14 protein-coding genes and 13 tRNA genes are annotated in these 24,000 nt (G+C 44.9%); 19 read left to right on the top strand and 8 right to left on the bottom strand.

Going from position 1 to position 24,000, the window contains the following annotated elements; translation table 11 throughout:
* Nucleotides 1–485: 485 nt before the first annotated feature.
* The 13 genes from V144x_RS18990 (at nucleotide 486) to V144x_RS28455 (ending at nucleotide 1,923) form a co-directional block, all read left to right on the top strand.
* Nucleotides 486–557: transfer RNA gene (locus V144x_RS18990), tRNA-Lys, on the top strand.
* 35 nt (nucleotides 558–592) lie between these two features.
* Nucleotides 593–664, top strand: a tRNA-Thr gene (locus tag V144x_RS18985).
* 109 nt (nucleotides 665–773) lie between these two features.
* Nucleotides 774–848, top strand: a tRNA-Pro gene (locus tag V144x_RS18975).
* A 27-nt stretch (nucleotides 849–875) separates the two neighbouring features.
* Nucleotides 876–950: transfer RNA gene (locus V144x_RS18970), tRNA-Asn, on the top strand.
* 19 nt (nucleotides 951–969) lie between these two features.
* A tRNA-Trp gene (locus tag V144x_RS18965) sits at nucleotides 970–1,040 on the top strand.
* Nucleotides 1,041–1,083: 43 nt separating this feature from the next.
* A tRNA-Leu gene (locus tag V144x_RS18960) sits at nucleotides 1,084–1,157 on the top strand.
* A gap of 14 nt (nucleotides 1,158–1,171) precedes the next feature.
* A tRNA-Asp gene (locus V144x_RS18955) sits at nucleotides 1,172–1,246 on the top strand.
* A gap of 9 nt (nucleotides 1,247–1,255) precedes the next feature.
* A tRNA-Leu gene (locus V144x_RS18950) sits at nucleotides 1,256–1,333 on the top strand.
* A 16-nt stretch (nucleotides 1,334–1,349) separates the two neighbouring features.
* Nucleotides 1,350–1,431 (top strand) — tRNA-Tyr (locus V144x_RS28470).
* An 11-nt stretch (nucleotides 1,432–1,442) separates the two neighbouring features.
* Nucleotides 1,443–1,524: transfer RNA gene (locus V144x_RS18945), tRNA-Leu, on the top strand.
* A 94-nt stretch (nucleotides 1,525–1,618) separates the two neighbouring features.
* Nucleotides 1,619–1,691 (top strand) — tRNA-Ala (locus tag V144x_RS28465).
* A gap of 13 nt (nucleotides 1,692–1,704) precedes the next feature.
* A tRNA-Ser gene (locus tag V144x_RS28460) sits at nucleotides 1,705–1,790 on the top strand.
* A 61-nt stretch (nucleotides 1,791–1,851) separates the two neighbouring features.
* Nucleotides 1,852–1,923: transfer RNA gene (locus tag V144x_RS28455), tRNA-Arg, on the top strand.
* 52 nt (nucleotides 1,924–1,975) lie between these two features.
* Here the strand turns inward: V144x_RS28455 and V144x_RS18940 are convergent.
* The 5 genes from V144x_RS18940 to V144x_RS18920 all read right to left on the bottom strand — a co-directional run bounded on the left by V144x_RS18940 (nucleotide 1,976) and on the right by V144x_RS18920 (nucleotide 9,631).
* On the bottom strand, nucleotides 1,976–4,312 hold the full coding sequence (locus tag V144x_RS18940; RefSeq protein WP_144987083.1) for a serine/threonine protein kinase: 2,337 nt from the start codon (nucleotides 4,310–4,312) through the stop codon (nucleotides 1,976–1,978).
* 684 nt (nucleotides 4,313–4,996) lie between these two features.
* Nucleotides 4,997–6,415 carry an MFS transporter gene (locus V144x_RS18935; protein WP_232102578.1) on the bottom strand — a complete coding sequence of 473 codons (1,419 nt, stop codon included), beginning with the start codon at nucleotides 6,413–6,415 and terminating at the stop codon, nucleotides 4,997–4,999.
* Nucleotides 6,416–6,728: 313 nt separating this feature from the next.
* Nucleotides 6,729–7,964, bottom strand: a complete 1,236-nt coding sequence (locus tag V144x_RS18930; RefSeq protein ID WP_144987081.1) for an aldose 1-epimerase family protein — start codon at nucleotides 7,962–7,964, stop codon at nucleotides 6,729–6,731.
* Nucleotides 7,961–8,824, bottom strand: a complete 864-nt coding sequence (gene aroE / locus V144x_RS18925) for a shikimate dehydrogenase (RefSeq protein ID WP_144987079.1) — start codon at nucleotides 8,822–8,824, stop codon at nucleotides 7,961–7,963. The genes V144x_RS18930 and aroE overlap by 4 nt, the downstream gene beginning before the upstream one ends.
* Nucleotides 8,825–8,851: 27 nt before the next feature.
* Complete coding sequence (locus V144x_RS18920) at nucleotides 8,852–9,631, bottom strand: IclR family transcriptional regulator (protein ID WP_144987077.1); 780 nt, start codon at nucleotides 9,629–9,631, stop codon at nucleotides 8,852–8,854.
* A gap of 157 nt (nucleotides 9,632–9,788) precedes the next feature.
* Between V144x_RS18920 and V144x_RS18915 the strand changes: the two genes are divergently transcribed.
* From V144x_RS18915 to V144x_RS18895, 5 genes are read left to right on the top strand one after another with little or no spacing between them, the layout of a single operon-like run.
* Nucleotides 9,789–10,787, top strand: a complete 999-nt coding sequence (locus V144x_RS18915; RefSeq protein ID WP_197998517.1) for a substrate-binding domain-containing protein — start codon at nucleotides 9,789–9,791, stop codon at nucleotides 10,785–10,787.
* A gap of 6 nt (nucleotides 10,788–10,793) precedes the next feature.
* Nucleotides 10,794–12,296 (top strand): sugar ABC transporter ATP-binding protein, encoded by a 1,503-nt coding sequence (locus tag V144x_RS18910; RefSeq protein ID WP_197998516.1) that lies wholly within the window; start codon nucleotides 10,794–10,796, stop codon nucleotides 12,294–12,296.
* Between the two features lie 60 nt (nucleotides 12,297–12,356).
* Nucleotides 12,357–13,628: an ABC transporter permease subunit gene (locus V144x_RS18905; RefSeq protein WP_197998515.1), complete on the top strand. Its 1,272-nt coding sequence runs from the start codon at nucleotides 12,357–12,359 to the stop codon at nucleotides 13,626–13,628.
* Nucleotides 13,629–13,670: 42 nt separating this feature from the next.
* Nucleotides 13,671–16,874 (top strand): PSD1 and planctomycete cytochrome C domain-containing protein, encoded by a 3,204-nt coding sequence (locus V144x_RS18900; protein ID WP_197998514.1) that lies wholly within the window; start codon nucleotides 13,671–13,673, stop codon nucleotides 16,872–16,874.
* Nucleotides 16,864–18,276, top strand: coding sequence for a DUF1501 domain-containing protein (locus tag V144x_RS18895; RefSeq protein WP_144987071.1), 1,413 nt, complete (start codon nucleotides 16,864–16,866; stop codon nucleotides 18,274–18,276). The genes V144x_RS18900 and V144x_RS18895 overlap by 11 nt, the downstream gene beginning before the upstream one ends.
* A gap of 141 nt (nucleotides 18,277–18,417) precedes the next feature.
* On the opposite strand, the gene V144x_RS28450 is transcribed toward V144x_RS18895, so the two are convergent.
* The gene (locus V144x_RS28450) at nucleotides 18,418–21,135 is read right to left on the bottom strand and encodes a patatin-like phospholipase family protein (RefSeq protein ID WP_197998513.1); all 2,718 of its coding nucleotides are present in this window, start codon (nucleotides 21,133–21,135) and stop codon (nucleotides 18,418–18,420) included.
* 437 nt (nucleotides 21,136–21,572) lie between these two features.
* On the opposite strand from V144x_RS28450, the gene V144x_RS18885 reads away from it, so the two are divergent.
* On the top strand, nucleotides 21,573–22,268 hold the full coding sequence (locus V144x_RS18885) for a LamG domain-containing protein (protein WP_144991007.1): 696 nt from the start codon (nucleotides 21,573–21,575) through the stop codon (nucleotides 22,266–22,268).
* 18 nt (nucleotides 22,269–22,286) lie between these two features.
* Here V144x_RS18885 and V144x_RS18880 read toward each other — a convergent pair whose 3' ends face one another.
* Together V144x_RS18880 and V144x_RS18875 are read right to left on the bottom strand one after the other, a co-directional pair.
* Nucleotides 22,287–23,558: an RNA polymerase sigma factor gene (locus V144x_RS18880; protein ID WP_144987069.1), complete on the bottom strand. Its 1,272-nt coding sequence runs from the start codon at nucleotides 23,556–23,558 to the stop codon at nucleotides 22,287–22,289.
* Entirely contained in the window at nucleotides 23,555–23,914 is a 360-nt protein-coding gene (locus V144x_RS18875) for a YciI family protein (protein WP_144987067.1), read from the bottom strand. Before V144x_RS18875 ends, V144x_RS18880 begins: the two co-directional genes overlap by 4 nt.
* Nucleotides 23,915–24,000: the final 86 nt, after the last annotated feature.

The raw sequence follows: 24,000 nt of genomic DNA, 5'->3' as shown, positions 1-24,000 counted from the left end.
TGAAAAAATTGCGAACCGAATTTTGATCTTCGTCTCTAAGTATTCAGTCAATCAATAAACACAGGAATGCAATCAACGGAATTTACTCATGTTTACAACTTTGTGGTCAATCGACTTGTATGGCTATCTGAATCATAATTTCTCTGCCAGTTACCCGACAGAGAAATTACTCGCAATGCCTTTGCGCTTGTGATGCCTGGTTGATTTAACACGAAATCTACTTCACCCGGTGTCATAAGGCAGCGGGTTTTTTCGTGTCTCAACTAAAAGACGAGGATCAGTAACAGAATTTTGCAGCTCATGGGTATGTATTGCGCGGAAGATTCGCGTGTATCAAGGCCCGTTCGACTTCGGGTGAGGTCATCGGTTTCTCAGGCCGAGCTGGTAGGGTTCGACTCTCACACGGGCTATTTTCAAGCTTTATAATGGAACATGAAAGATGTGTCAGATTCAGCGTTTGAAACAGAAACGCCCAACCCGTAGAGGAGGTTGTGGTGTAACGGTAGCATCCCTGGCTTTTAACCAGGTGGGTGGGGGTTCAAATCCCTTCAACCTCATTTGCTGATTGAATCAATCGCTTAACTTAATATTAGCACCGGTCGTCTAGTGGCTAAGATTCCGCTCTTGTAAAGCGGCGACGTGGGTTCGAATCTCACCTGGTGCTCTTGTCCATTGACAATAAGAAACTTATTTAGCACCCATGATGTAATGGTAGCCTACTGCCTTGCCATGCCGGAAGTGCGGGTTCGATTCCCACTGGGTGCTTTCAATTTCAGGGTGTGGGGAAGCCTGGCCATCCCGCGTGTTTTGGAAGCACGAGATCACTGGTTCAAATCCAGTCATCCTGACTCCGCCATTGGCGGTTTGATTGTTGATGCGGTGGTGCTCGTGTTGGTACGGGCAGGCGGCTGTTAACCGTCCTGACGCAGGTTCGATTCCTGCCACCGCAGCTTGCTAAATTGAATTTAGACACCTCTGGTGTAATGGCAGCATGACTGATTCCAAACCAGTTGGTCAGGGTTCAAATCCTTGGGGGTGTGCATACATAGGAATTAATGCTTTTTGATTTCGCAATAATAATATGGCTCGGTAGGCAACTGGCAGACCACTTTGGTTTAGAACCAGAGATGCTGTGGGTTCGAATCCCACCCGAGCTACTGAGAAACAATATGTCTCTATGGAGCAGTCCGGAATGCTCGTCTGCCTGTCACGCAGAAGGTCACGGGTTCAAATCCCGTTGGGGACGCTTAAGGCTGGCACGGTACGCAAACAGGCAAAGCGACGAAGCTTAAAACTTCGTGATTGTTTGCGGGTTCGACTCCCGCCCGTGCTACTTTTGGACAAAATATGCGTTGGCTGGGCAATGGCGAGCCCAAGTGGCTGTAACCCACTCGCCTTCGGGCTGTGGCGGTTCAACTCCGTCCCGACGCACTTTGATGAAAGGCCAAGTGGCGAAACTGGTAGACGCGCGACTCTCAGAAAGTCGTTCCTTCGGGATTGCGAGTTCGACTCTCGCCTTGGCTACTTGCTATTTGACGCAGAGGGGCAAGTGCCCAGCCGACTCTCATAAGGTTGGACTGCCCGGATCGATACCGGGCTCTGCTATTTATTTTTTTAAGGGCTGGCATGTACCAAGGGGGCGACTGACTTTTGCAAAGTCGGTGTGATGGGTTCGATTCCCATCCGGTCCATTTTGCTTAACTAGGAAGGTAGCCGGATACGGTTTGCCGGGCCGGTTTGCTAAACCGTGCGGCCTTCGGGCCATGTGGGTTCAAATCCCATGCCTTCCGCTTTGAGTTTTTCGAGTTGCAATAACGAGAATCACTTTGAGATTAAATATTTTCTCATAAGAGCCCGTGGGTGTGACGGAATGCATCTCAGCCTACGAAGCTGATGGACCAGGTTCAATTCCTGGACGGGCTATTTTTTAGTCAAACCAGGTATGAATTGAGATACAGCTCCATCGTTTCCACGGCTATTCTTTAGGCGAGAGTCTTTGTACGATACCGAGATTACAGGTAGGATTGCTTGGATCAAGTTGCACGCGATGAGCTATGAAAGAAGATCCGTCGCTCAAATATCGTTTTTTTGAATCTTTCGAAAAGAACCCATTCGTTTGGGGAATGGTTTCTGTAATCTGCATATCATGGGTTACCACTTCGACACCGAATTCGGGGTTCGAAGTAATCAGGACGTGGCCTTCTGCATCAGTAATATAGATTTCGCCCAGTCGATTGTCTAACCCATTCAAGATGCTTTGAATCTGGCTAACGAGATTGGATTCAATTGCGACTAATCCAAAGAGGTCTCCTGATTGCTCGTCAAAGACAGGGATCACTCCCACAATTCTGTGATGATCGTTTTTTCGGGGATTTTTTGAAAGTTGATCGTCGAGGGAGAGCCTCACATCTCCTGGATCCATTTCCAAGACTGATTTGAATACTGGTATCATTTCCAGAGTTGCCAAACGGCTTTGTGGTACACGGCGAATATAACTCTGATCAGTCGCGTGGCGTTCAACGCGCACGATTTCTTGTGCCTTATCAGAATCAATGGCAATGTAAGCCACTGTCAGATAGTTTGTATTGGCGCGCATAAGACCTTCGAAAATCGTTTCCAGACGGCCATGCCACACCTCTTCTCCTTCCGATTCTTTTGCGCCGGCACGCGCTTCGATGATTCCTTGAATTGGTGGTAGCGTTGACATGAATCTTACATCTACGCTGAGTTCTTTGGCAGCGGAGATCAGTTGAACTTCCACTTCACGTTCGTCAGAACGCATTTCCTCAAATCGCGCTTGTTGTGCAGCAATATTACTTTCTCTCGCGGCAATCATAAGAGTTGTACCGGCTACCAGTGCGATAATGATTCCTGCTACGATGAGTTGTGAGAGTCGTTGATGGTGTTGTATCCAGCGTCCTACACGTTGTGAGAAACGTTCTTTGTAGGCGGAAACAGGTTCCCCGGCCATCCAACGTTGGACATCCTCAGCCAATGCCGTTGTGGAAGAGTAACGTGCGTAGCTTCGTTTGGCCATCGCCTTAGCGCAAATGGCTTCTAATATAGGATCAACATCTTCGTTTGAAGTACTTGCACGCGGTGTAGGGCCACTGGCAATTGCGGTAATCAATTGGCGTGTTGTTGTACTTCCTGATGATTCACGGCTTTGTTCGTGTGGGGCACGTCCCGTGATAATAGCAAATAGAATCGCGCCCAGACCAAAAATATCAGTTGACTCATTGACTTCGTCCAGCCGACCGGCTGCCTGCTCTGGCGCCATATAAAGTGGTGAACCTAACACTTGTCCGGCCAGTGTACGTTGACCATCAACCGCATCTGCGAATTCTCCCTCAGTAAAACTATCATTGAGCATCGCATCATCAAGTATTTTAGCCAAGCCCCAGTCAATGACGATTACCTGACCAAAACTGTCTATTGCTACATTTTCCGGTTTCAGGTCACGGTGGATCACCTTACGTGAGTGTGCGTGTCCAATTGCCTGGCAGATTGTTACAAATGCTGCCAGCAGATTTCGAAGCAGCATGGGGTTATCATCACCGGCTTCGCGTCGTTCATGATACTCGATAATTGCATCTTCTAATGTTTGCTTACCAAGAAACCGCATCACGTAAAAGATACGACCACTACCGGCATCTTCACCGAGTTGATAAATGGGGACGATAGCAGGATGTTCCAGTCGACCAGTAATCTCAGCTTCGCGGCGAAATCGATCAATGGCCGCTTTACTTGTTGTTTTTCTGGTTCTGATTTCTTTGAGGGCAACGTAGCGTTGTAATTCTCTGTCACGAGCCAGCCAGACAGTTCCCAGTCCACCTTGCCCAATTTTGTGAATGAGTTGGTAGCGTGATAAGTGCTCCCGGAGTTCATCATTTTGAACTCCCGAAATAGCAGCACTGATTCCTAGAATTTTTGCGACACGACCCGATTCGTCTAAGCGTTCCAGTGCCGCTTTTGTGAAGGCCGTGGCTCCAAGTGTGTTTTGGTTGTTTTCACACGCTTCATTCCAAAGCTCTTTCAGGCGGAACTCAGAGCGTTGCTCAAGTTCAATTTGTGTTTCCTGAGAGACTAAGCCTGCTTTTAGTAAGTGATCAGACAGAAGGGTACTACCGTGTAAAGTCCACGTTGACAGCGCTGAGGCCAATTGCCGTTCATTAATTGTTGCTGTACTCAAAACTTCAACAGCAAAAGCGATGTCACGATCTTCTTTTGCGTACTCTGTTTCTTCCATGATTTGTGTCACAGTAAAATCATTTGATTGAGGCTCGTTTGATTCGGATGATTTATTCGACACAGTCTTGTCTCCACAGCAGAAACCTGATAAGTGCTTAATTTGCGCCGCGCTTTACTTTTAAAAGAATTCCACTTTATCATAACCAAATTACGACTGTTAGCTGTACCACCGCATGGACAAACTAAAGAAGATCGCAATCAGTACAAAATGAGAGTAGACGTTTATTGAATGATTTACGTTGTTTTTGCAATTTTCGATAGTAGTTTTGTTCAAACATACCCCTTTTCTTTCCAGTAGCATTTCGAAAAGGGACCTCTCGTATGATAAAGAAGAATACTTCCGAAACTGAGGGTTGTCCAGAAATGGTACCGTATAACAGTATTTAGGAGTTTGAATGAATTCGCAACTTCAAATAATATAGTAACTTATGAAGAAATTAAGAGTCATAGAGTCGACCGGAAAAGAGAATGGGCTCTCATTTCGTTCCATAATCAATATCCAGAGTAAAAAATTAAACATTTATTTTTTGTCTCCAAGCAGGCTTGTGAAGAATACGAATACCGACATCAGAGAATTTGATCGTGTAATTACTTTACATTCTTTGAAATTATTCTTTTGTTCTTTTGAGTAATTAAAAAGTAGAAATCAAAGATGAGTCTTTAATAAGAAAACCAGTATTTCATTATCGGCTTTTATTGAATAGATGAGCTTTTTTCTTACTGGGGTTAAATGACTTGGGGTTGGTTATTTGCTTTTTTTCGAATTCAATCGTTTTTTTCGATTTGCTTTTCGAGTGAGAGAGAGGTTCTCGTCGGATCGAAAGGATCGATAGAGCCCCACAGGAAAGCGGAGGATGCGCAAGGGAGTGACTCCCACTAATTGGACCACAATCTGTACTGTCCAGTGTGATTCAGGTTCACGAATTGTTCGTGCAAACACTGCAGCGGCCAATCTCAAAACTAAGCTTATTGCAAAAATAATATGAAAATGGTTAATTTCAATTTCCCCTAAAGCTATACTCCACCCGGATGTGATGGCTAGAAAGGCTCCCGTCAGAATTGATGTGAGGCCTCCGACCATGCCTGCTACAGCGGTTCCGGCAGCGATAAACATCGTCCGGTTTTCAGCTGGTGAGTTCTTGAGCATGAATCCGTTGTTTGCAATGGCGATTCCCGCATTGAGCAAAGAGTCGAAAATAAAAATAGGAACCATAATCCAAAACGCAACGATGGGATCCTGAGGCAATAATAAGAGGCCTAGCATGTTGGTAGACTTAAATGCCGTGCACAAAATCAGAGTTGGTCGATTTCCAAAATGTTCTGCCATGTGGCCTAAACGTTTCGAAAAGATCGCTCCACCGACCCAGGAACAAGTCCACAACAATAAGAGGCGAAATACGTCCATACCGATGTAATCGAGTAGAAAAAAACTAATGAACGGAGATCCGACCATTGCCGCAAAATGCCAAAAGCACGTGAAGAAAATGAATGACCGATATTTTTTATTCTTGAAAGGGGTTAAAAGCACCTCTTTTAGTTTGGGTTCTTTCATTTTTGTGACTGGTGGCTCATCCACTTTAAGGAATATAAGAATGTCAATGATTCCAAACAAACCACCAATGCAGACGAGGATTGCGAAGCCCTGTCGGATGTCCAAGCCGCTTTCAGACAGGAAGAATGCTCCCCCCAACAAGGAGAGCGCTCCACTCCAATACATCCACAGCTGGCGAATTCCCCAATAGCGGTTGAGCCCGGTGTGAGGAAGGTAATCTCCCATCCACGACAGCCATAATGGTGTCGTAAAATGGATCAGAGCGTGATTCATGGCTGTAAGAGCAATCAAGCACCAAAGCCAGGTTTGGTCGCTAAAGCTGGGAAAGAACCAGGGACCCGCTGCGATCGGAATCAACATCAATCTTTGCAGAATGCAGAAAGAGAACCAGGTCCAGCGACGATAGTGCAGGTGGTTGGCAAGGATGGCTGCAACAAACTGCATGAACAACATCAACGTGGGCAATGCCCCGAGAATACCAATATGCCAACCGGTTGCTCCCAGAGAGCGTGCGAATTGAATCGTTGCCGGTGACATTGTCAGTTGCGTGTAAACCATGGCCAGGCAGCCGGCGATAATAATAGCCCGCTGCGCAACCTTTTGTGACCACACCTTAAAATTATCCCTAAAAAATTGGTTTTAATTGCTAAATAACCGTAGGATCATCCTTACTCCGGTTAAACTCACGAGAGACCAACGGCTCAATCTTTACATCAAGCTTGTGAAGATGGCGAGCTAGATGATCGCACAAAAGGTGGGATGAAAGATTTGATCAATCTTTTTCAGGCTGCAAAACCACTGCCACACGTGAGATCAATCATCGTTTTTCACTAATAGGACAAATACACACACGGAGAGAATTAACATCATATCAACAGACGCGCCGTATTACGACTGTGAGACCTTGAAGCGTCAGTGAACAATGTCAATGATGACTGTTGGTGGGGGGCGTAGGCTGTACTTTAGCTTTGTGATCCCCTTGAATGGTTTTTATCTTTTCGGTGGCAGTCTTCACTGCTTCATCGCCATTGTGTATGCCGAAGTCGAGTGTGAAGTGTCGCGTTTTTCCTGGTGCCAGCTTTGGGACACGGCCAGCTGCTCGCTCGACTTTGCGATTATATGGGTAGCCTGTTGCTGGCTCGATTCCAGTGACATATCCATCCTCTGTTGCAGCAGTGTTTTTCCAGATTGTCAGATAAGGTAGCTGTTTTGTAGACCAGTACATAGATGCGGCACGATTTCCTTTCGCATTTTGCAGCACAGCACCCGTCATACCGTCTTCATTTGACAGAGGCTCAATCAAATAGACTTGTTCAATGAAGTCTTTCGTTGGACCTTCGTAGGTTGCATAGGAGTTGATACTTTTCCCCGCATGTTCGTTCATGGGAGCAATTTTTTTTATCGCCGTATGCAATTTTGCACCTTTACCCAGCAGTGGTGCACCAAAATTGGTGTGATAAATCATCTGGAATTCCTGATCAGATGAGCCTAAGTTGGTAACTGTGTCGTCAATACGAAATGTATCTTCGCCAGGTACGACTGAGACCTCTGCGATGAGTTTGAGTTTCGGTCCGTAGAAAAATTTCTCATAAACAACACCACGTACGCGGATACGGTGTGGTGCCTCTGAATCAACGATTACTTCAACTTCGCTCGCTGGGATGTTCCCGATTTTACCATGCAACGTCAGGTCCATAGTGGCTTTATCACCTGTGTTATTGACAAATTCATCTGTGCCTGGGTGTCCGGCAAATTCTAATCCACAACGCACCATCCATTCGTTAAAACCTTCAAGCCAGCCAAGGCCACCTCGACTGTCGAGATCCACAAATGACGGGTGAACGATTCCTTCGACGGGAGAATTCCAACCGAGCCGCATCTCTTTGTTGCGAACTTCGTAGATACTCATTCCACGAGTGGGGATGATAACGATCTGCATCACACCGTTGTCAATGGTGATTAACTCGACGCCTTCCTGCTTGCCACCATGTAATGTTTCTTTCCTCACAGACCAGCCATCACCCGAGAGATCCCACTTTTCCGTCTGTACTTTACCATCAGCGCTGGTTAGTACATAACGTTTCTCAGCGGCTTGTGCGCAACTTGAAAAGGGGTATATCAGGCTAAGTACAAAAATGAGACAAATGCTAATGCGGTTCATGCTGAGTTCTCCGTGGTGACATCGAAAATTTCTTCAAGTTTGGTTCGCATCACTGTTGGGTCGACTTCTCTCCCTGACCAATATTTGATTCCAATCACGCCTTGGTTCACTAACATACCAAGTCCGTCTATTACGGTGCAACCAATTTGTCGCGCCTCACGAATGAGTCGTGTTTCAGGTGGATTGGGAATGACATCGGCAACGACCATGTCTGCTGTGAGTGTATTCATATCTAGTGCAAGGCAGGCATCGACATCGGGAAACAAACCAATTGATGTGGCATTGATCACAATATCAGTTCCTGCTGGAATTTGGTAATCGCCATCCCAGCAGACAAATTCCGCATTCGTTGCGGTTTTTTCATTTAAGAGTGAAACGACTGCATTGCCTCGTTCTTCAGAACGATTAACAACAGTGATCTTTTTCGCACCGGCAAGTGCGGATTCGACGCCTATTGCACGTGCAGCACCACCAGCGCCAAACATCACGATCGTTTTGTCTTTAGGGTCAACTGATTCTCGCAACGATTGGACAAATCCTTTGCCATCAGTATTTTCGCCAATCAACTTACCATCACGAAGCACAGCGCAATTGACTGCCCCGATGACTTCAGCAGATTCGCCCAGTCCATCCAGAAACTCAATCACAGCGACTTTGTGTGGAATCGAGCAGTTGAAGCCCGCCCAGCCCATGGCTCTTGCTCCACGGACCGCATCTCCCAGTTCATCTGGGGCAACTTCGCAGTTGATGTAACGCCATTCGAGTTCATGATGGCGGTAGGCAGCTTCGATCATTGCGACAGTCGGATTTTCAGCACATGGTTGTGCAAAGCTACCTGTGAGTTGACTAAGAAAGTTCATTGCACATCAGGCTCCTCAAAAGATTTTTTAGGCGCAATCGAGTTCAACACTGGAAGCGGCTCCTGAGACGAGTTCTCCCAATTGTTCAAATTCTGACTCCAAAATTCGCGATGCGGGACCTGCAATTGTGATTGCTCCTACAGGATATCCGTGACGGTCTCGAACTGGTGCCGCGACGCAACGAATTCCTTCCATCCATTCAGCTTGATCGAGTGCAAAGCCACATGCTGAGATTCTTGCAAGCTCTTCTCGCAGGCTTCGACGGGTGGTAATCGTATTAGGGGTAAATTTTTTGAAACGAATACGAGAGACTAACTCTTCGCGATCTTCTTCGGGAAGACTTGCGAGGATAGCCTTTCCAGGAGCACAACAGTAAGCAGGGCAGCGGGCACCGAGTTCCGCAGAGTATTTAAACGGATGAGTTGAAACTAACTGATTTAAGATTACAATTTCGACCTCGATCAGACAGCAAATTTGTGTCGTTTCTCCCGTTGCTTTTCGAATTCCTCGCATTGCAGGCAGGGACGCCTCTACTAATCCTTGTTCACGACCCTGTGGTTGACCTAGCATAAGAAACTTATTGGTCAGACTAAACCGTTTTGTTGCGGGATCGCGCGAAAGGTATCCCATTTCCGCAAGTTCCTGTGTAATACGAAATACCGATGCTGAAGGATAACCCAATCGCTCAGACAATTCTGCTATGGTCGCGCTCATCTGGTGTTTCGAAAGGAATTCCAGGATGGACATTCCTCTTTGGAGATTTGGTACTGTGGATTTTTTCGTTTCCGCTATTTTGATTTCAGTCATTATTATTCCCAAATGGAATTGATTCAGGTGAATGTTAAAGAAATGTGAGCGTAAAATTCATTCACACTTGAAATTCAATTCTTATATGAATACGATATCTTTCACTTTCAATCAAGCTTGTTTCGTCCATCTGTTGATTTTTTTGGAGATTAAGCGAATGGTCCGGCTTTCTATGGCAATGATTCTGAGCCTGTTAGTAGCGATTTCAGGTTGTAGCAAGACTTCTACTGAATCGTCATCTGATAGTAAATCAAAAGAATCTGCCACTCTTGAAAGCAAAGGGACAATTGGCTTTTCAGCGCTTACCTTGACAAATCCCTTTTTCAAGGTGATTGCAGACAAAATGCAGGAAGAGGCGGCAAAGCATGGATATGAACTGATTGTGCTCTCTGCAGAACGCGATGTGAAAAAGCAAGCCGATCATGTGGATGAGTTTCTGGTAAAGGGAGTTTCGGCGATTATTTTGAATCCCTGCGATTCGAATGGAATCGGACCTGCAATTAAAAAAGCAAATGAAAAAGGAGTCCCGGTCTTTACCAATGACATCAAATACGACGGTGATGAAGGAAAAGTTGTTTGTCATGTGGCAACGGACAATTATCAGGGCGGTAAACTGGCCGGTGAAGCGATGGTCAAACTTCTTGGCGATTCGGGAGGCAAAGTGGCGATTCTGCATTTTCCGCAAGCAGAATCGTGTCAGTTGCGCGTTAAAGGGTTTCACGAAATTGTGAATGCTCACAACGACAAGACGAAAAACGCAAAGATCGAAGTTGTCGCGACGCTTGATGGAGGTGGGGATCGTGATGAAGGTTCTAAAGTAACAAAAGATGTGATTGAATCGAATCCTGACCTTTCTGCGATTTTTGCGATTAACGATCCATCGGCCTTGGGGGCGCGCGCTTCATTGGAAGCTGCTGGCAAAGCTGACCAGGTTACAATTATTGCTTTCGATGGGCAGGAGATTGGTAAGCAGGCGATACTGGAAGGTAAGATCCTGTGTGATCCGATTCAATTCCCTGATCAGATTGGAAAAGTTACCATTGAACAAATCATCAAATATTTTAACGGTGATGATGTAAAACCGGAAATCTTGATTCCTTCCAAGCTTTACTATAAAGCAGATGCTGAAAAAGATCCTCTTTTTAATAAAGGGTAGGTAATTATGTCGTCACCTGCCTCAGTCGCAGAATCACCATTGCTTGCCATGCGTGGGATCGAAAAGTCCTTTCCTGGCGTACGCGCTCTGGGGGGAGTCGACTTGAGGTTAGAACGAGGTGAAGTTCTGGCATTGTTGGGTGAAAACGGGGCTGGCAAAAGTACGCTTATCAAGATGCTTGGCGGGGCTCATTTGCCGGATATGGGTTCGATTTGCATTGAGGGGGTGGAGATGCAATTTTCGAGTCCGATAGAAGCGAACAAAGCGGGGATTGGAATCATTTATCAGGAGTTCAATCTGATACCAGAACTGTCAGTTTGGGAAAATATCTTTCTCGGACGCGAGGCAAGTTTCGGTTTGGTTCGCAGAAGCGAAGAACGTCACCGCGCGAACGAGCTGTTTGAGCAAATTGGTGTGTCAATTCCGATTGATGTGCCATGTAGTGAATTATCTGTTGCCCAGCAGCAGATTGTTGAGATTGCAAAAGCATTATCCCAAGACGTTCGGCTGATTGTTATGGATGAACCATCGGCGGCACTCACGCCCCAGGAAGTTTCTAGACTATTCGACATCATCCGCGACTTGAAGCAAAATGGAATCGGAGTGATCTATATCAGTCACCGTCTAGATGAAATTTTTGAGATATCAGACCGCGTTGTCATTCTGCGCGACGGTGAAGTCGTAGGCGAAGCAGCAACAGATCAACTCACACGGAAGAGAATGATCGAGTTGATGGTGGGACGCGAAATCAGTAACGAGTTTCCGAAACATTACCATCAGATTGGTAAGGCTCGTCTTGCTGTAGAAGGTCTTAATCGTGCTGAAACAGTTCGAGATGTCAGTTTTGAGATTCATGCCGGAGAAGTACTTGGGTTAACAGGGTTGGTTGGAGCGGGGCGTACTGAGACCGCGCGAATCATCTTTGGGGCAGATCAAGCCGATTCAGGGACGATTCTTTTAGATGGAGAAATGCTGGAAATTCATAGTCCACGCCATGCCATTCAAGCAGGTATCTGTCTCCTCACCGAAGATCGTAAGAGTCAGGGATTAATTTTAGATTTGAGTGTGCGCGAGAATTTTGGTTTACCAAACCTGAATGCGTTTTCTAAATGGGGTTGCGTTAATCAGAAAAAGGAACGAATTACTTTTGCTGATTATGTTTCACGACTGAGTATTAAAATTCCCCATCAGGAACAACTTGCCCGCAGCCTCTCAGGAGGCAATCAACAAAAAGTCGTACTTGCAAAGTGGATGGAAAAAAATGCAGAAGTTGTCATTTTTGATGAACCGACGCGTGGTATTGATGTAGGGGCGAAGTATGAAATTTATACCCTTATTAATGAACTGGCGAGTCAAGGAAAAGCAATTCTTATGATCAGCTCGGAACTGCCGGAAGTAATGGGGATGAGCGATCGTATTCTCGTGATGCATCAAGGTCGGATCACTGGAGAGATTCGCGATGTTGCAAACACGACACAGGAAGAAATCATGAAACTGGCAGTGATCTGACAAATGACAAAAGAGCATCAATCCAATTTGTTTCACCACCCATTCTTCCGGGATTATGGCATGATTTTCATGCTGTTGATTCTCGTGATTCTCTTTAGTTCTTTGACAGTAAAAGAACAACATCCAACCGGAGCGAGTGCCGGTAGTCAGGTAGGTAAAACTATTTTGAAACAATATGGCAAAAACGCTCGCGTTCTTATCGTCACACGAGATACTAAAGAAGATCGGGCCTTCGCTGAGGCTGTGGTTGAGCAATTGAAGACAGGCGGGGTAGATGTTATCGGTCAGGTGAACGGTTCCGCTTCTGATGCACGGAAAGCAATTGAATCACTGCTTGCTCAAGGGCAAACCATCGATGCGATTGCGGCTAACAATGTGACCGCCAAATGGACAGTATATGACCGCTTTGAGTCGGTTGGTTCATCGAAATGCATCACACCAACGTCATACACATGGCCTAATTTTTTGAAACTCAGCAACCTTATGAGTGTTGCAAACCAGACTTCGATTTACGCGATCATTGCGATTGGCATGACGATGGTGATTATCACCGCAGGAATTGATCTGTCGGTTGGCTCCCTGATTGCACTCGCTTCGGTAAGCTCTGCGCTCTTCATTCGGGATTACTGTGGTGGGGCTGAGGCAAGTGTCATGATGGTTGTGCTCAGCGCTTGCATAGGAATTGGTGTTTGTGCTGCTGCTGGTGCCTTCAATGGTTTGATGGTCACGGCTTTTCAAATACCACCATTTATAGTGACATTGGGAATGATGATGATGGCCAGTGGCCTGTCATTTCGACTTGCAGAGGGGCGCTCAATCCCCGAGTTGCCATCAGCATCTTTTTGGTTAGGACGAGGAGAAACATTCGGCCTGCCAAACCCAGTTCTTGTAATGATCGTACTTTATTTGATTGCACATATTCTAATGTCGAGGACGATTTTTGGACGCTATATCTATGCAATTGGTGGGAACGAGGAAGCCGCGCGTTTGTCTGGTGTTCCTGTCAAACGAGTTTTATTGACAGTTTATACGATTTGTGGGGCACTTGCGGGTTTGGGAGGAATCATGCTGACGTCTCAACTCTCTGCGGGTGATCCCAAGTACGGATTAATGTACGAGCTGGAAGTGATTGCTGCAGTCGTCGTTGGTGGCACGTCTTTAATGGGCGGGCAGGGTAAGGTCTTTGGTACTCTGATCGGCGCTTTCATTATTGCAGTGATCAAAAATGGAATGAATTTGACAGATGTGGATCCGTTTAATCAGAAGATTGTCTTGGGAGCCGTCCTTACGGTGGCGGTTCTCATCGATCGATTAAAGCGTCACACAGGATGAACAAAAAAAGTGTTGATGAATTTTCATTTGGGAAAAACATTCATGAAGTTTCGAATTATAAATAATGTCATATTTCTTTTTCTATTCAAAGCTACAGTTGCATTTTCGTCGGAGAAGAACGAATTTTTTGAGAAGAAAATTCGACCCGTTTTGGTACAGCATTGCTATGAGTGTCACAATAGTCTCGGGAAGAAAAAGGGAGGCCTTGCGCTTGACTATAAAGCAGCATTATTAGCAGGTGGTGATTCGGGTAAGGTCATCGTTCCTGGAAAAGCAAAAGAAAGTATTTTGATCTGGGCGTTGCGTCATGAGGAAGGTTATGAGATGCCAGCAAAGTCGCCTAAGCTCGACGATGCTGTGATTCGAGATTTCGAACATTGGGTCAATCAGGGAGCACATGACCCACGTTTGACCAAGCCTACGCTGGATGATCTGAATAAAAAGCTACCCTGGGAACAGTTACGAAACCAACGTCTCACATGGTGGTCATTTCAACCATTAAAGAATCCTCCCATTCCCAATGTTTCTGCTAAAGCATGGTCAAAAAATTCGATTGACCGCTTCATCTTTGCTCGCCTGCAGCACGAGCATTTACCAGCTTCTTCCGAAGCCTCGCCAGAAGTTCTGGTACGTCGTCTGCACTTGATTTTGACGGGGCTACCGCCGAAACCGGAAGTTGTTCAAGAATTTGTGAAAAATTATTCTCTACAAACATACGAACAACTGGTTGATGACTTACTCGCTTCACCACAATTTGGAGAACGCTGGGCGCGGCATTGGATGGACTGGTATCGCTATGCAGAAACACATGGCAGTGAAGGGGACCCGCCAATTCCCTATGCGAGCGCGTACCGTGATTATCTGATCCGAGCGCTCAATGCTGATGTTCCCTATGATCAACTACTAAAAGAACATTTGGCGGGAGATTTACTGAAGGATCCTCGAGTCAATCAGGAACTTGGGATTAACGAGTCAACAATCGGTCCCGCCCATCTACGTATGGTTCCGCATGGGTTTGGTGTTACCAATGCATACGCAGAACAGATCACATTCACAGATAATCAGATTGATGTCATTTCCAAAGCGATGCTGGGGATAACGGTTTCGTGTGCACGTTGTCATGATCATAAATTCGATCCAATCAGCCAGAAAGATTTCTACCGATTTTTTGGAGTGATGGTGAGCAACAAACCTGCAACCGTGCTGATTGATACCAGGGAAAAGCTTGATGCAAACAAAACTGAAATTACGAAAATCAAGCAAGAGATTCGTCAGGAATTAGCCAACTTTTGGATTGGTGAAAGTGAAAAATTATCGACCAGGTTACAAACGTTGCCAATATTCAAGGAATTAGCTGAGAGAAAAAATCCCCCAAAATTACCGGCTAATTTTGGAACATTGAAGAAGAACGAGCAAAATAAAGTTCGCCAACAGTTTGAAGCAGAGCAGGCAAAGTGGAATCTCGTCAATTCGATGCGAAGTGTGACGCACCCATTCGGGCTCTGGTCAGGGCTCCAATCGGTCAAGCCAGAAGCATACTCGACGACGATTAACCAACAGCGAACAAAATTGAAAGAAATTAAAGAACAGAATCAGAAGGCGATTACGAATGCTGAGTTCTATCTCGACCTACGCGATCAGGCGACGTTCGATCAATGGTACTCGACGGGAAACGGAACAACAGCCCAAGTGAGTCCCGCAGGTTCTTTCGCATTACATTTCGACGGTGAGAAGGCAATTGCCGGGATTTTCCCACGAGGTATCTATTCGCATCTTATTTCAGACAAGCATGCGGCTGTCCTCAGTTCAGGCAATTTCATAGCGAAAGGTGAGAAGACTATGGTTCGGGTTGCCGGCAACAGCGCGCGGCTCAAAGTACCGATTCGCAATTATCCGTTAACACATGGGGGGCTCCATCCGGCCGAAGACGTAAACAATCTCACTCTTCAATGGCGAAATACGCAGCGAAAATGGAAATACTGGCGGGGAGATCAAGTCCATTATGAGTTACTAACCGCAAAAGACTTTCTTCCAATTCCAAGAACAAATGACCGTTCCTGGTTTGGAATTACTGAAGTGTATGCTGGTAACGATACCATGCAAGAGGAGGGGGCTTCGCTATTAGATCTGATTGATAATTCGCATGAAATTGTTAATCAGGAAAGCCTGATACGTGCGTATGTGGGAATGCTCAAACAGGCAATCACTCATTGGCAAGCCGGTAATATGTCTGATAAGGAAGCTGAATGGCTCGATACATTTGTAAGACTCGACTTGTTGACAAACCAGGTTGGCCAATTCCCTCCTTCATTACAGATGAAAATAGACCGATATCGAGAATTGGAAAAAGCGATTCCTGTGCCGAGAAGGGCACCTGGCATTTTGGAGTCGGAACCCGTCGATCAACCTCTGTTGATTCGCGGTGAGCAGAAACAGGAATCAGACCCTGTTAAAAGAAAGTTTTTAGAGATTTTTAATGATCAGTCTTATAGCGATAAGAATTCCGGACGATTGCAACTTGCTGAGGACATGGTGAGTGAAGCAAATACTTTGAAGACGCGTGTTTTGATTAATCGGCTTTGGGCTTATGTTTTCGGTAGAGGTATTGTGGCTTCAACAGACAATTTCGGTCGGCTGGGTAAGAAACCGACCCATCCGGAACTACTCGATCATTTGGCGCTGGACTTCGAACGCAATGGCTGGTCAATCAAAAAAGCACTGCGAAAAATGGTAACCAGTCGCACATTCCGCTCTGCCAGTCAGACTTCTTTAAAGATGCGAGAAAAGGATGCAGAAAATCTTTTTCTTTCATACTACACACCTCGAAGGCTTGATGCAGAATCGATATTCGATTCGATCCACTTTGTTACGGAAGGTAACCAGCGTGCTATCTATCTGCCCGTGGTTCGTAATCGTCTGAATCCATTTTTACAGGCATTTAATGCCCCTGTTCCCACTTCAACTGTCAGCGTTCGCAGTAATACCAATGTGCCCTCTCAGTCGCTGGCAATGTTAAATGGGGCAGTCGTTGAGAAAGCCGCTAAGGCATGGGTCAAACGAATACAACAGGATAAAAACCTTAACACTCTCGCCGAGAAAATCAATGCGATGTTTATTCAAGCGTATGCGCGGCCTGCGACGTCGGCGGAGTTGAAATTGTTCATTGAATATCTCCAATCAGGAGGAAGCGACTACCACATCGCGCATGCTCTCCTTAATTCTAAGGAATTTATCTATGTCTATTAATACACATAACCGTCGTGAGTTCTTAAAGCTGACTGCCTCTGGCGTGAGTGCGACTATGTTGTCCAGTCTCATCAATTCGTCAGATGCATCTGAAATTCCAAAACCAACATTGCATCATCCGGCCAAAGCGAAATCGGTCATCTTACTTTACATGTCAGGTGGATTCTCACACGTTGACTCATTTGACCCCAAACCGATGCTAAAAACGATGCATGGTAAACCCATGCCTGGCACAATCGAACGTACCCAGTTTGACGCGGTAGGGAACATTCTCGATACATTTTGGGAAACGAGACAGTACGGCAAGTCCGGAATCAAAATGACGAACATGTTTCCTCAAATGGCAGAGATGGTCGACGATTTGGCCATCGTGAGGTCCATGACGACTAATTTCTCTGAACATGCTCAGAGTAATTTCTTTTTGCATAGTGGCTTTCCGTTTCTTGGTTATCCCAGTGCCGGGGCATGGGTTGCTTACGGGCTAGGTAGTTCGAATAAAAATTTACCACCGTATATTGTTTTGCGGACGAATTCAGCAGGGATTCCGCATGGTGGTGTGAGTCTGTACGGAAATGGATTTTTACCTGCAATTACAGGTGGGTCGATCTTTAACCTGACTGATAAGAATGCGGTTCCGAATATCACGCCGAAGATGGCAAAACAGGAACAACGTAAGGCGCTTGACCTCATTAAATCACTGGACCGAGGATTCGCTGATCGTGTCGCGGCAGAGAATGCCATCATCGATTCTACTCGTAATGCGGAAACAGCTTTTGAAATGCAGCAGGCTGTTCCTGAGTTGACTGACCTGACCGGTGAGACACAGGCGGTCCAGAATGCCTACGGTGTGAATGATAAAGACCCACATATGGCACAATATGCCAGACAATGCCTGATGGCACGTCGTCTGGTCGAACGAGGGGTTCGCTTTATTGAGCTTTCCTGCAGTAGTCCCGGTATTGGTGCCGGTGGTGCTGCCAATCCATGGGACCAGCATGGCGAAATCAAAAAAGGCCACGGTGCCATGGCAAAACAAGTCGATCAGCCAATCGCAGCTTTGTTGAAAGATCTCAAACAACGTGATTTACTCAAAGATACATTAGTTGTATTTACAGGCGAGTTTGGACGCACGCCTTTTGCTCAGGGTAACGGCCGTGATCACAATCCTTACGGATACAGTCTCTGGCTCGCAGGAGGAGGAATGAAGGGGGGCGTGACCTATGGGGCCACCGACGAATTCGGATACCATGTTGTAGAAAAGAAGGCGACCGTCTACGATCTCTGGGCCACCGTCTTACACCAACTTGGAATCGATCATGAAAGACTCACATTCCGTTACAGTGGCCGAGACATGCGACTCACTGACGTGCATGGTAATGTGTGGAAGGATATCATCGCCTGATGTCTACCAAAGTGCACCAATTTGCTAAATATATTCTGCACTCCAATTTGATAGGAGATTTTCGGAAATCTTTGGAGTAGTAGAGAATTTAGTTATCTAATGTGAATCTGTTTTGCTAAGTGAGACCTAGTTAACTCATCTTCATTTTTTCTCATACTCAAACGCGCACCACTCAACAAGTTCTTCCACCGAAGGAATTTCATTTGCTTTGTTTGGTTTCGCCTTTTTTGACCATTGATCAAAAGAATCATACATTGCGGAAACAACGTGAAAACCTAGAGCGCGATAAGCTTCAAATTGATCATCATTAAAAAATTGATCAGCCGTTGATTCATGTGGGAATTTCTTATTTTGTGCGGCATAACTTTGCACTGCCGCTGGTTCATGATCAAGTTCATCATGCTCATGATGCCCTTGATTTTTGATCGATTGATAGTAGTTGTGAATCAGAGACGACTTCAGATAAATAAGCCAGCCGGTTGAGGCTTTGGCGTCTTCATCATCTGGATCTATTTCGAGGCGATTAGGGTCTTCAGGGTATTCAATTTTTCCAATGACGAAATGTTTTTTGGCAGGCGCATTTTCTTCATCAGGACGGATTTGAGTAATATCGATCTTCACTTCCACATTTTCATCAATATAGATTTGATTGATTGCATTAATCAGAGAACTAAAGTTGTATTCCGGATCACACTCTGCATCACTTGCAATGATTAATTTACAGCGCCTCTGAAAGAGAGGGTATAAACCAATGTTGTCTCCGGAATGCCCTCCGTCAGATAAATTAACTAGACGACCCTGGCTGTTTGTATTTCCCACTAACTCTGATCTGAGAAACCAGGGCCACCAAATATTTTTTTCCAAAAGATAGGGACTAAACGGGAATAATTTATGTTTCCAGTTTTCGTCGACCCATTTTTTGTTTGGCTTCTTTTCGTCTGGGAACTGGATGATTTCTTCTTTTGCTATAGTATCCTGATCATAAACACGTGGATTGACGATCCAGTATCCGAGTCGAATATTAAACATGGTTAATGCAAACGCGCGTGCAAATGAAGTTTGAAAACCCATATTGCTACCAATGGCAGCCCCAGAAATAGTCATTGCTGTTGCTAATTTTGTGTTGCCGTTTCGATATTTTTCTGTCGGGATATAACCGGTTGAACCGGAACCGCAATATGCACGGGAAAAAATGAAATGGTCTGATTTGCGAGTACGGCGCGCCAGATCTCGAGAGCCAGCTAAATTCAAAGAACACAAAATGATATGATAGGGAAGTGGGTTTCCCTTGTTTTTACCATGACAGTTGAGGTCTGAAACTTTCAGAGCACAATCGTTACGAATGAGTTTTAATTCACCAGTTTCATGTCGCTCTGTTTGTAGATAGGTCTCAGCCAGTCTATCTCGGTAAAAATAATGAATGCTTAGTCGATTCACATCAATTAAGTATCCCGCAACAATGAGAGCCAAGAAGCTTCCACCTGCAAAGAGTAAGCCCTCTTTCCATTCTTCAATTCCACCATATTTAATAGTCCACTCAATTGTGACCATAAATGTACAGAACAGGAACAGCGGAACTGCAATTCGCAAAATCAAGAGAGGAATTTTCGAGGCGATCACCGCTATCGGACCACTATTCGATTCCGGAATTTTTCCTCGCAATGCAAAAAGTCGAGTTACAATAAATGTAAGACCACTTAAGACAAGAAAAAACATACCAGGAGGTGATTCTTGTTTCTTATAAAAATCTAAACCAAACGCCCCCAGATGTTCTCCCAGAACGGCCCAAATACAAAAGGTGATTACAGCTAACAATAAAAACACAATTGTCGCATTAAAAATAATTGCGATAGATGCACCTACTAAGGAACGATTTATTGACGTCCATTTTGAGTTTCTCTTACATATGATGAGAGAATAATAAAGCATGGAACCTATAAAAGCTCCCAAACTAAAAATCATTGATGTCATAAGAGAGGAAAACGTAAAAACGTTGTTAATCATTGGTTGGTAATCATGATATTCGTAAGATGCAAATATTCCTCCACCGATTGTAAAGATCGCACAGAAGACGTAAGTCAAACAGGTTCTCTCAGTAATCTCTTCCTCTGTTTCCCCTAGATTACCGCCAGTTTTTTTCCAGTACGAATGAATAATCGGTATTATAAAAACAGTAATTATTCCTGTGAGTAATCCTATCCAAAATACTTTTGTATGATGTGAATTCCATTCCAGTGCTGTGTCCCAGGAAGTCCATCCTATTTTCTGTAGCGATTCAGTTGATAAGTCGAGATCACCAACTAACGAAATATAACTTATCGCTAGACCAACAGCAGTAAATAATGGTAAAGCCAATAGAAGGAGTGTTGAGAACAGCCCTGCAAAGAACATTCCAATTGCACGCAAAACATCTTTACGAAAGAGACCTTCTCTCAAGATCAGAAAACTACCATGTTTTCGTAGATGATGCATTTGATCGGTGCGCAACAGAGGAAAATTGTCTGCTAAATTAAAATTTTCAAATGCTTTTTGGTTTATACTTACGTCATCTTTTTCTGGGGGTAGATCCGGATCTGGAAATGCCATTAAGGAAGACAGGCACGCGCCGATATACCCACCGCCTGAGACAGTCGTCATGTAGTCAATAAAACGCAGACTATTTTGCTTGGCAAGTTTTTGAAGCACTCCCAGAGCGAATGTGGCAGATCGAATTCCTCCTCCAGAGAGGGCTAATCCAATTGATGGCGGTTTTTTCTTGTCTCGTAGTTTTGCCGCTTTGCGGCGTTCGTTTATATACTTTTGTTCCGAGGATCGCACTTTTTGTGGTAATGTGAGTCGGCCTTGTGTAGATTTAGACATAAGGGAAACCTGTAATATCCGAGGTGCAATGCTAGTTTAAACTTTAGTACAGATTTATTGTCACAAAAAAACATAAGTGAACGCAACGATATGTTTTCGTTTTTTCTATTTTTTCTAAAATGCCTAAAGCATGCATACGTAATATGTTTGTTTGATTCTGATCAACTTCATAAACTCTGAATAGATGAAGGGTAGTCAGGTTATTACCAAACTCTAGTAACCTGAGGTTCGATTTTCTGAGGTGATGAACATCTTCTGTTTTAGGGCGATGCTCTAGAACATTTCAAAGAGATTTCGAATATAGAAAACATTGATGGTCTAACTTAATAGAATGGACGTTGCCAAACATTCTGGCATTCAGTTAGTTTTGGAAGCTATAGCACAATTTGAAAAGGTTACATCCAGTGAAAAAACATTTCCTATTTGTTTGGGCGATCATGCTATTTATTTCTCCTGCGCTTCTGGCAGAGGAACGAGGCACGTTGATATTCGAAGATGATTTCGAACGAAACGAATCTCAGGAAACCAAAGATGAAATTGGTAACGGTTGGGGAACTAATAGCCGCTGGCGTGCAGCAGGGAATAAGCAGGTCGATCTCAAAAATGGTGCAATGTATATTTACATTCATAAGGTAGCAGATCACGCGGTTTCAGTAACCCATTCTGCTGAGTTTCGAGATGGATCCGTCGAACTCAGGTTCATGCTGGAGGACAAAAAGGATAGCCTTGGTTTAAATTTTGCGGATTTGAAGTACAAGAAAGTTCACGCCGGTCATTTGTTTGCCACAAAAATTAGTACCCGAAACGTGGAAATGATCGATCTCAAAACCGGGAATATGGACTTAAAGACGCGCGAGTTGAGAAAAGCCAAAAAACTGACACCCGCACTTCAGGAATTATTAAAATCGAAGAAAAAAAGATTTCCTCATAAACTTCAAACCAAAAAATGGTATGACCTAATCGTAAAAGTTAGCGAAGACACTATGACTGTTTTCATTGATGGAATGAAAGTAGGCTCTTTTTCATCCGAAGGGATAGCACATCCTACCAAACGAACTTTGCGACTGGCTGTAGCCAAAAATGCCGTTGTTGACGATGTGAAGATTTACTCGCTTCCTGCCCACAATAAATAAGAATTGAAATCTATTTTGTTATCCCGAATCAGCAAGCTTTCGAAGTTTTTTTTCCAGCAGTGTCTTCTCATGCGGAACGACGGTTTTAGACAATGCTGTCAGGTATGAGTCGATCGCTGCTTTTGTATTCCCTTCCAGTTCGTGAATACGCGCGAAAGCGCAATCCAATAAGAAATAATGCTTCATATCGTCACTATCCCGTAAATTCTGAAGTTGAGAGAATGCCTCACCTGTATCGCCTGCCTGGCCCATAGCAATCGCCTGGTTTAATTCATAAACAGGTGAATCGCGTAGCTGTATGAGCCGACTATAAAAGTTGACGATAGAGTTCCAGTCTGTGGCTTCGACATTCGGAGAAATACAGTGCTGCATTGCAATGGCTGCTTCGAAATGAAATCTCGTTGGCTGATCGGTTTTTGAGTTTGCTAGCCAGCTTTGTGCAGTACCAATCAGGCAACGATTCCATTTTTCACGGTCTTGATCTTCCAGAAGTATCACTGCTCCGTTTTCATCAGTTCTCGCATCGAGTCGCGCGGCATGGAACAATTGCAAGGCGAGCAGTGCTTTTGTTGACGGAGATGAGTAAGGACTTTCACAAAGCAGATGACAGAGTCGGACTGCCTCCTCGCAGATTTCGTCGCGAATTGGCTCTGTTCCGTGGGAAGTACTATAGCCTTCATTAAACATCAAATAAAGTACATCATGTACGACATCTAGCCGCTGTGTTAGCTGATCATCGCTGGGTAGTTCAAGTCGCACATTTGCTGTTGCCAGAGAATGTTTTGCACGTTGAATACGTTTCTTAACCGTTTCGCTGGGTAATAGTAGTCCCCGAGAGATCTCAGAAATTCCGAATCCACAAAGTGTTTTTAACGTCAGTGCAATCTGCGTTTTTCGTTCCAGCGATGGATGACAGCAGACAAATATCATACGCAATAAACTGTCAGGTAGCTCTTCTTTCTCAAGCCATTGATCAACCATTGATTCCTGAGCAGTAATTGATTGATCTGACCTGGAGAGACCAGACAATGCGATCGCTTTTTCGTATGTTTTTTCACGACGTATGGAATCGAGGATGCGATTCTTTGCCACATGGTGAACCCAGGCAGCGGGATTTTCCGGGACGCCGCGTTGTTTCCAGGCGTGCATGGCCTCTAAGATTGCGACCTGAACCATGTCTTCAATCAGGTCAATACGGCGCATACCAAAGGCGCGCGTCAGCACTGCAATCAGATTCGCAGACTCGTGCCGAAAAAAGTGTTCGACCAGTTGGTTGGTCGACTGCTTCATTCGTACTGCTTTCCATTATGAGTGAGTTCCCGAATTTCAACTGTGCCACCCGAATTCGGCATTGGGGAATCTTTGGCTAATTCGATTGCCATGATTAGATCGGGTACCTCGATCATCGAATAGCCACTGATGAGCGATCCCGATTCAGTTGATAATTCATCTTTAGTCACCGTCAAATCCATGTTGACGATTGCACCACCCGGCTTCAAACCATCACCAGCATCCAAGATCCAGCCGGCCTCGACGCCATCATCAATCCAATCTATCCACATCTGCATCACCTGTTGTATTTGTTCGGGCGAGGCGAATTTCAACTTTTCCTGCCCACCACGATAAATGAACATATACTTCGGCATTTCAAGACTCCCGCTGAAAGTCGCTAATAAAAGGTATGGCTCAATGACTGCCCAGAATGCGGCTGTTGTTCGATTTAATGGCGAAC

It is taken from the genome of Gimesia aquarii (genome assembly GCF_007748195.1).
In the GTDB taxonomy this organism is placed as follows: Bacteria; Planctomycetota; Planctomycetia; order Planctomycetales; family Planctomycetaceae; genus Gimesia; species Gimesia aquarii.
Note: the sequence above shows the minus strand (reverse complement) of the source record. Positions and strands in the feature narration are given on the sequence as shown.

What these genes read in the sequence shown, in the direction of transcription:
- V144x_RS18930 (WP_144987081.1), bottom strand. Translation starts at nt 7,964, where the DNA reads ATGAACCGCATTAGCATTTGTCTCATTTTTGTACTTAGCCTGATATAC.
- aroE (WP_144987079.1), bottom strand. Translation starts at nt 8,824, where the DNA reads ATGAACTTTCTTAGTCAACTCACAGGTAGCTTTGCACAACCATGTGCT.
- V144x_RS18920 (WP_144987077.1), bottom strand. Translation starts at nt 9,631, where the DNA reads ATGACTGAAATCAAAATAGCGGAAACGAAAAAATCCACAGTACCAAAT.
- V144x_RS18915 (WP_197998517.1), top strand. Translation starts at nt 9,789, where the DNA reads ATGGTCCGGCTTTCTATGGCAATGATTCTGAGCCTGTTAGTAGCGATT.
- V144x_RS18910 (WP_197998516.1), top strand. Translation starts at nt 10,794, where the DNA reads ATGTCGTCACCTGCCTCAGTCGCAGAATCACCATTGCTTGCCATGCGT.
- V144x_RS18905 (WP_197998515.1), top strand. Translation starts at nt 12,357, where the DNA reads ATGATTTTCATGCTGTTGATTCTCGTGATTCTCTTTAGTTCTTTGACA.
- V144x_RS18900 (WP_197998514.1), top strand. Translation starts at nt 13,671, where the DNA reads ATGAAGTTTCGAATTATAAATAATGTCATATTTCTTTTTCTATTCAAA.
- V144x_RS18895 (WP_144987071.1), top strand. Translation starts at nt 16,864, where the DNA reads ATGTCTATTAATACACATAACCGTCGTGAGTTCTTAAAGCTGACTGCC.
- V144x_RS28450 (WP_197998513.1), bottom strand. Translation starts at nt 21,135, where the DNA reads ATGTCTAAATCTACACAAGGCCGACTCACATTACCACAAAAAGTGCGA.
- V144x_RS18885 (WP_144991007.1), top strand. Translation starts at nt 21,573, where the DNA reads ATGCTATTTATTTCTCCTGCGCTTCTGGCAGAGGAACGAGGCACGTTG.
- V144x_RS18880 (WP_144987069.1), bottom strand. Translation starts at nt 23,558, where the DNA reads ATGAAGCAGTCGACCAACCAACTGGTCGAACACTTTTTTCGGCACGAG.
- V144x_RS18875 (WP_144987067.1), bottom strand. Translation starts at nt 23,914, where the DNA reads ATGCCGAAGTATATGTTCATTTATCGTGGTGGGCAGGAAAAGTTGAAA.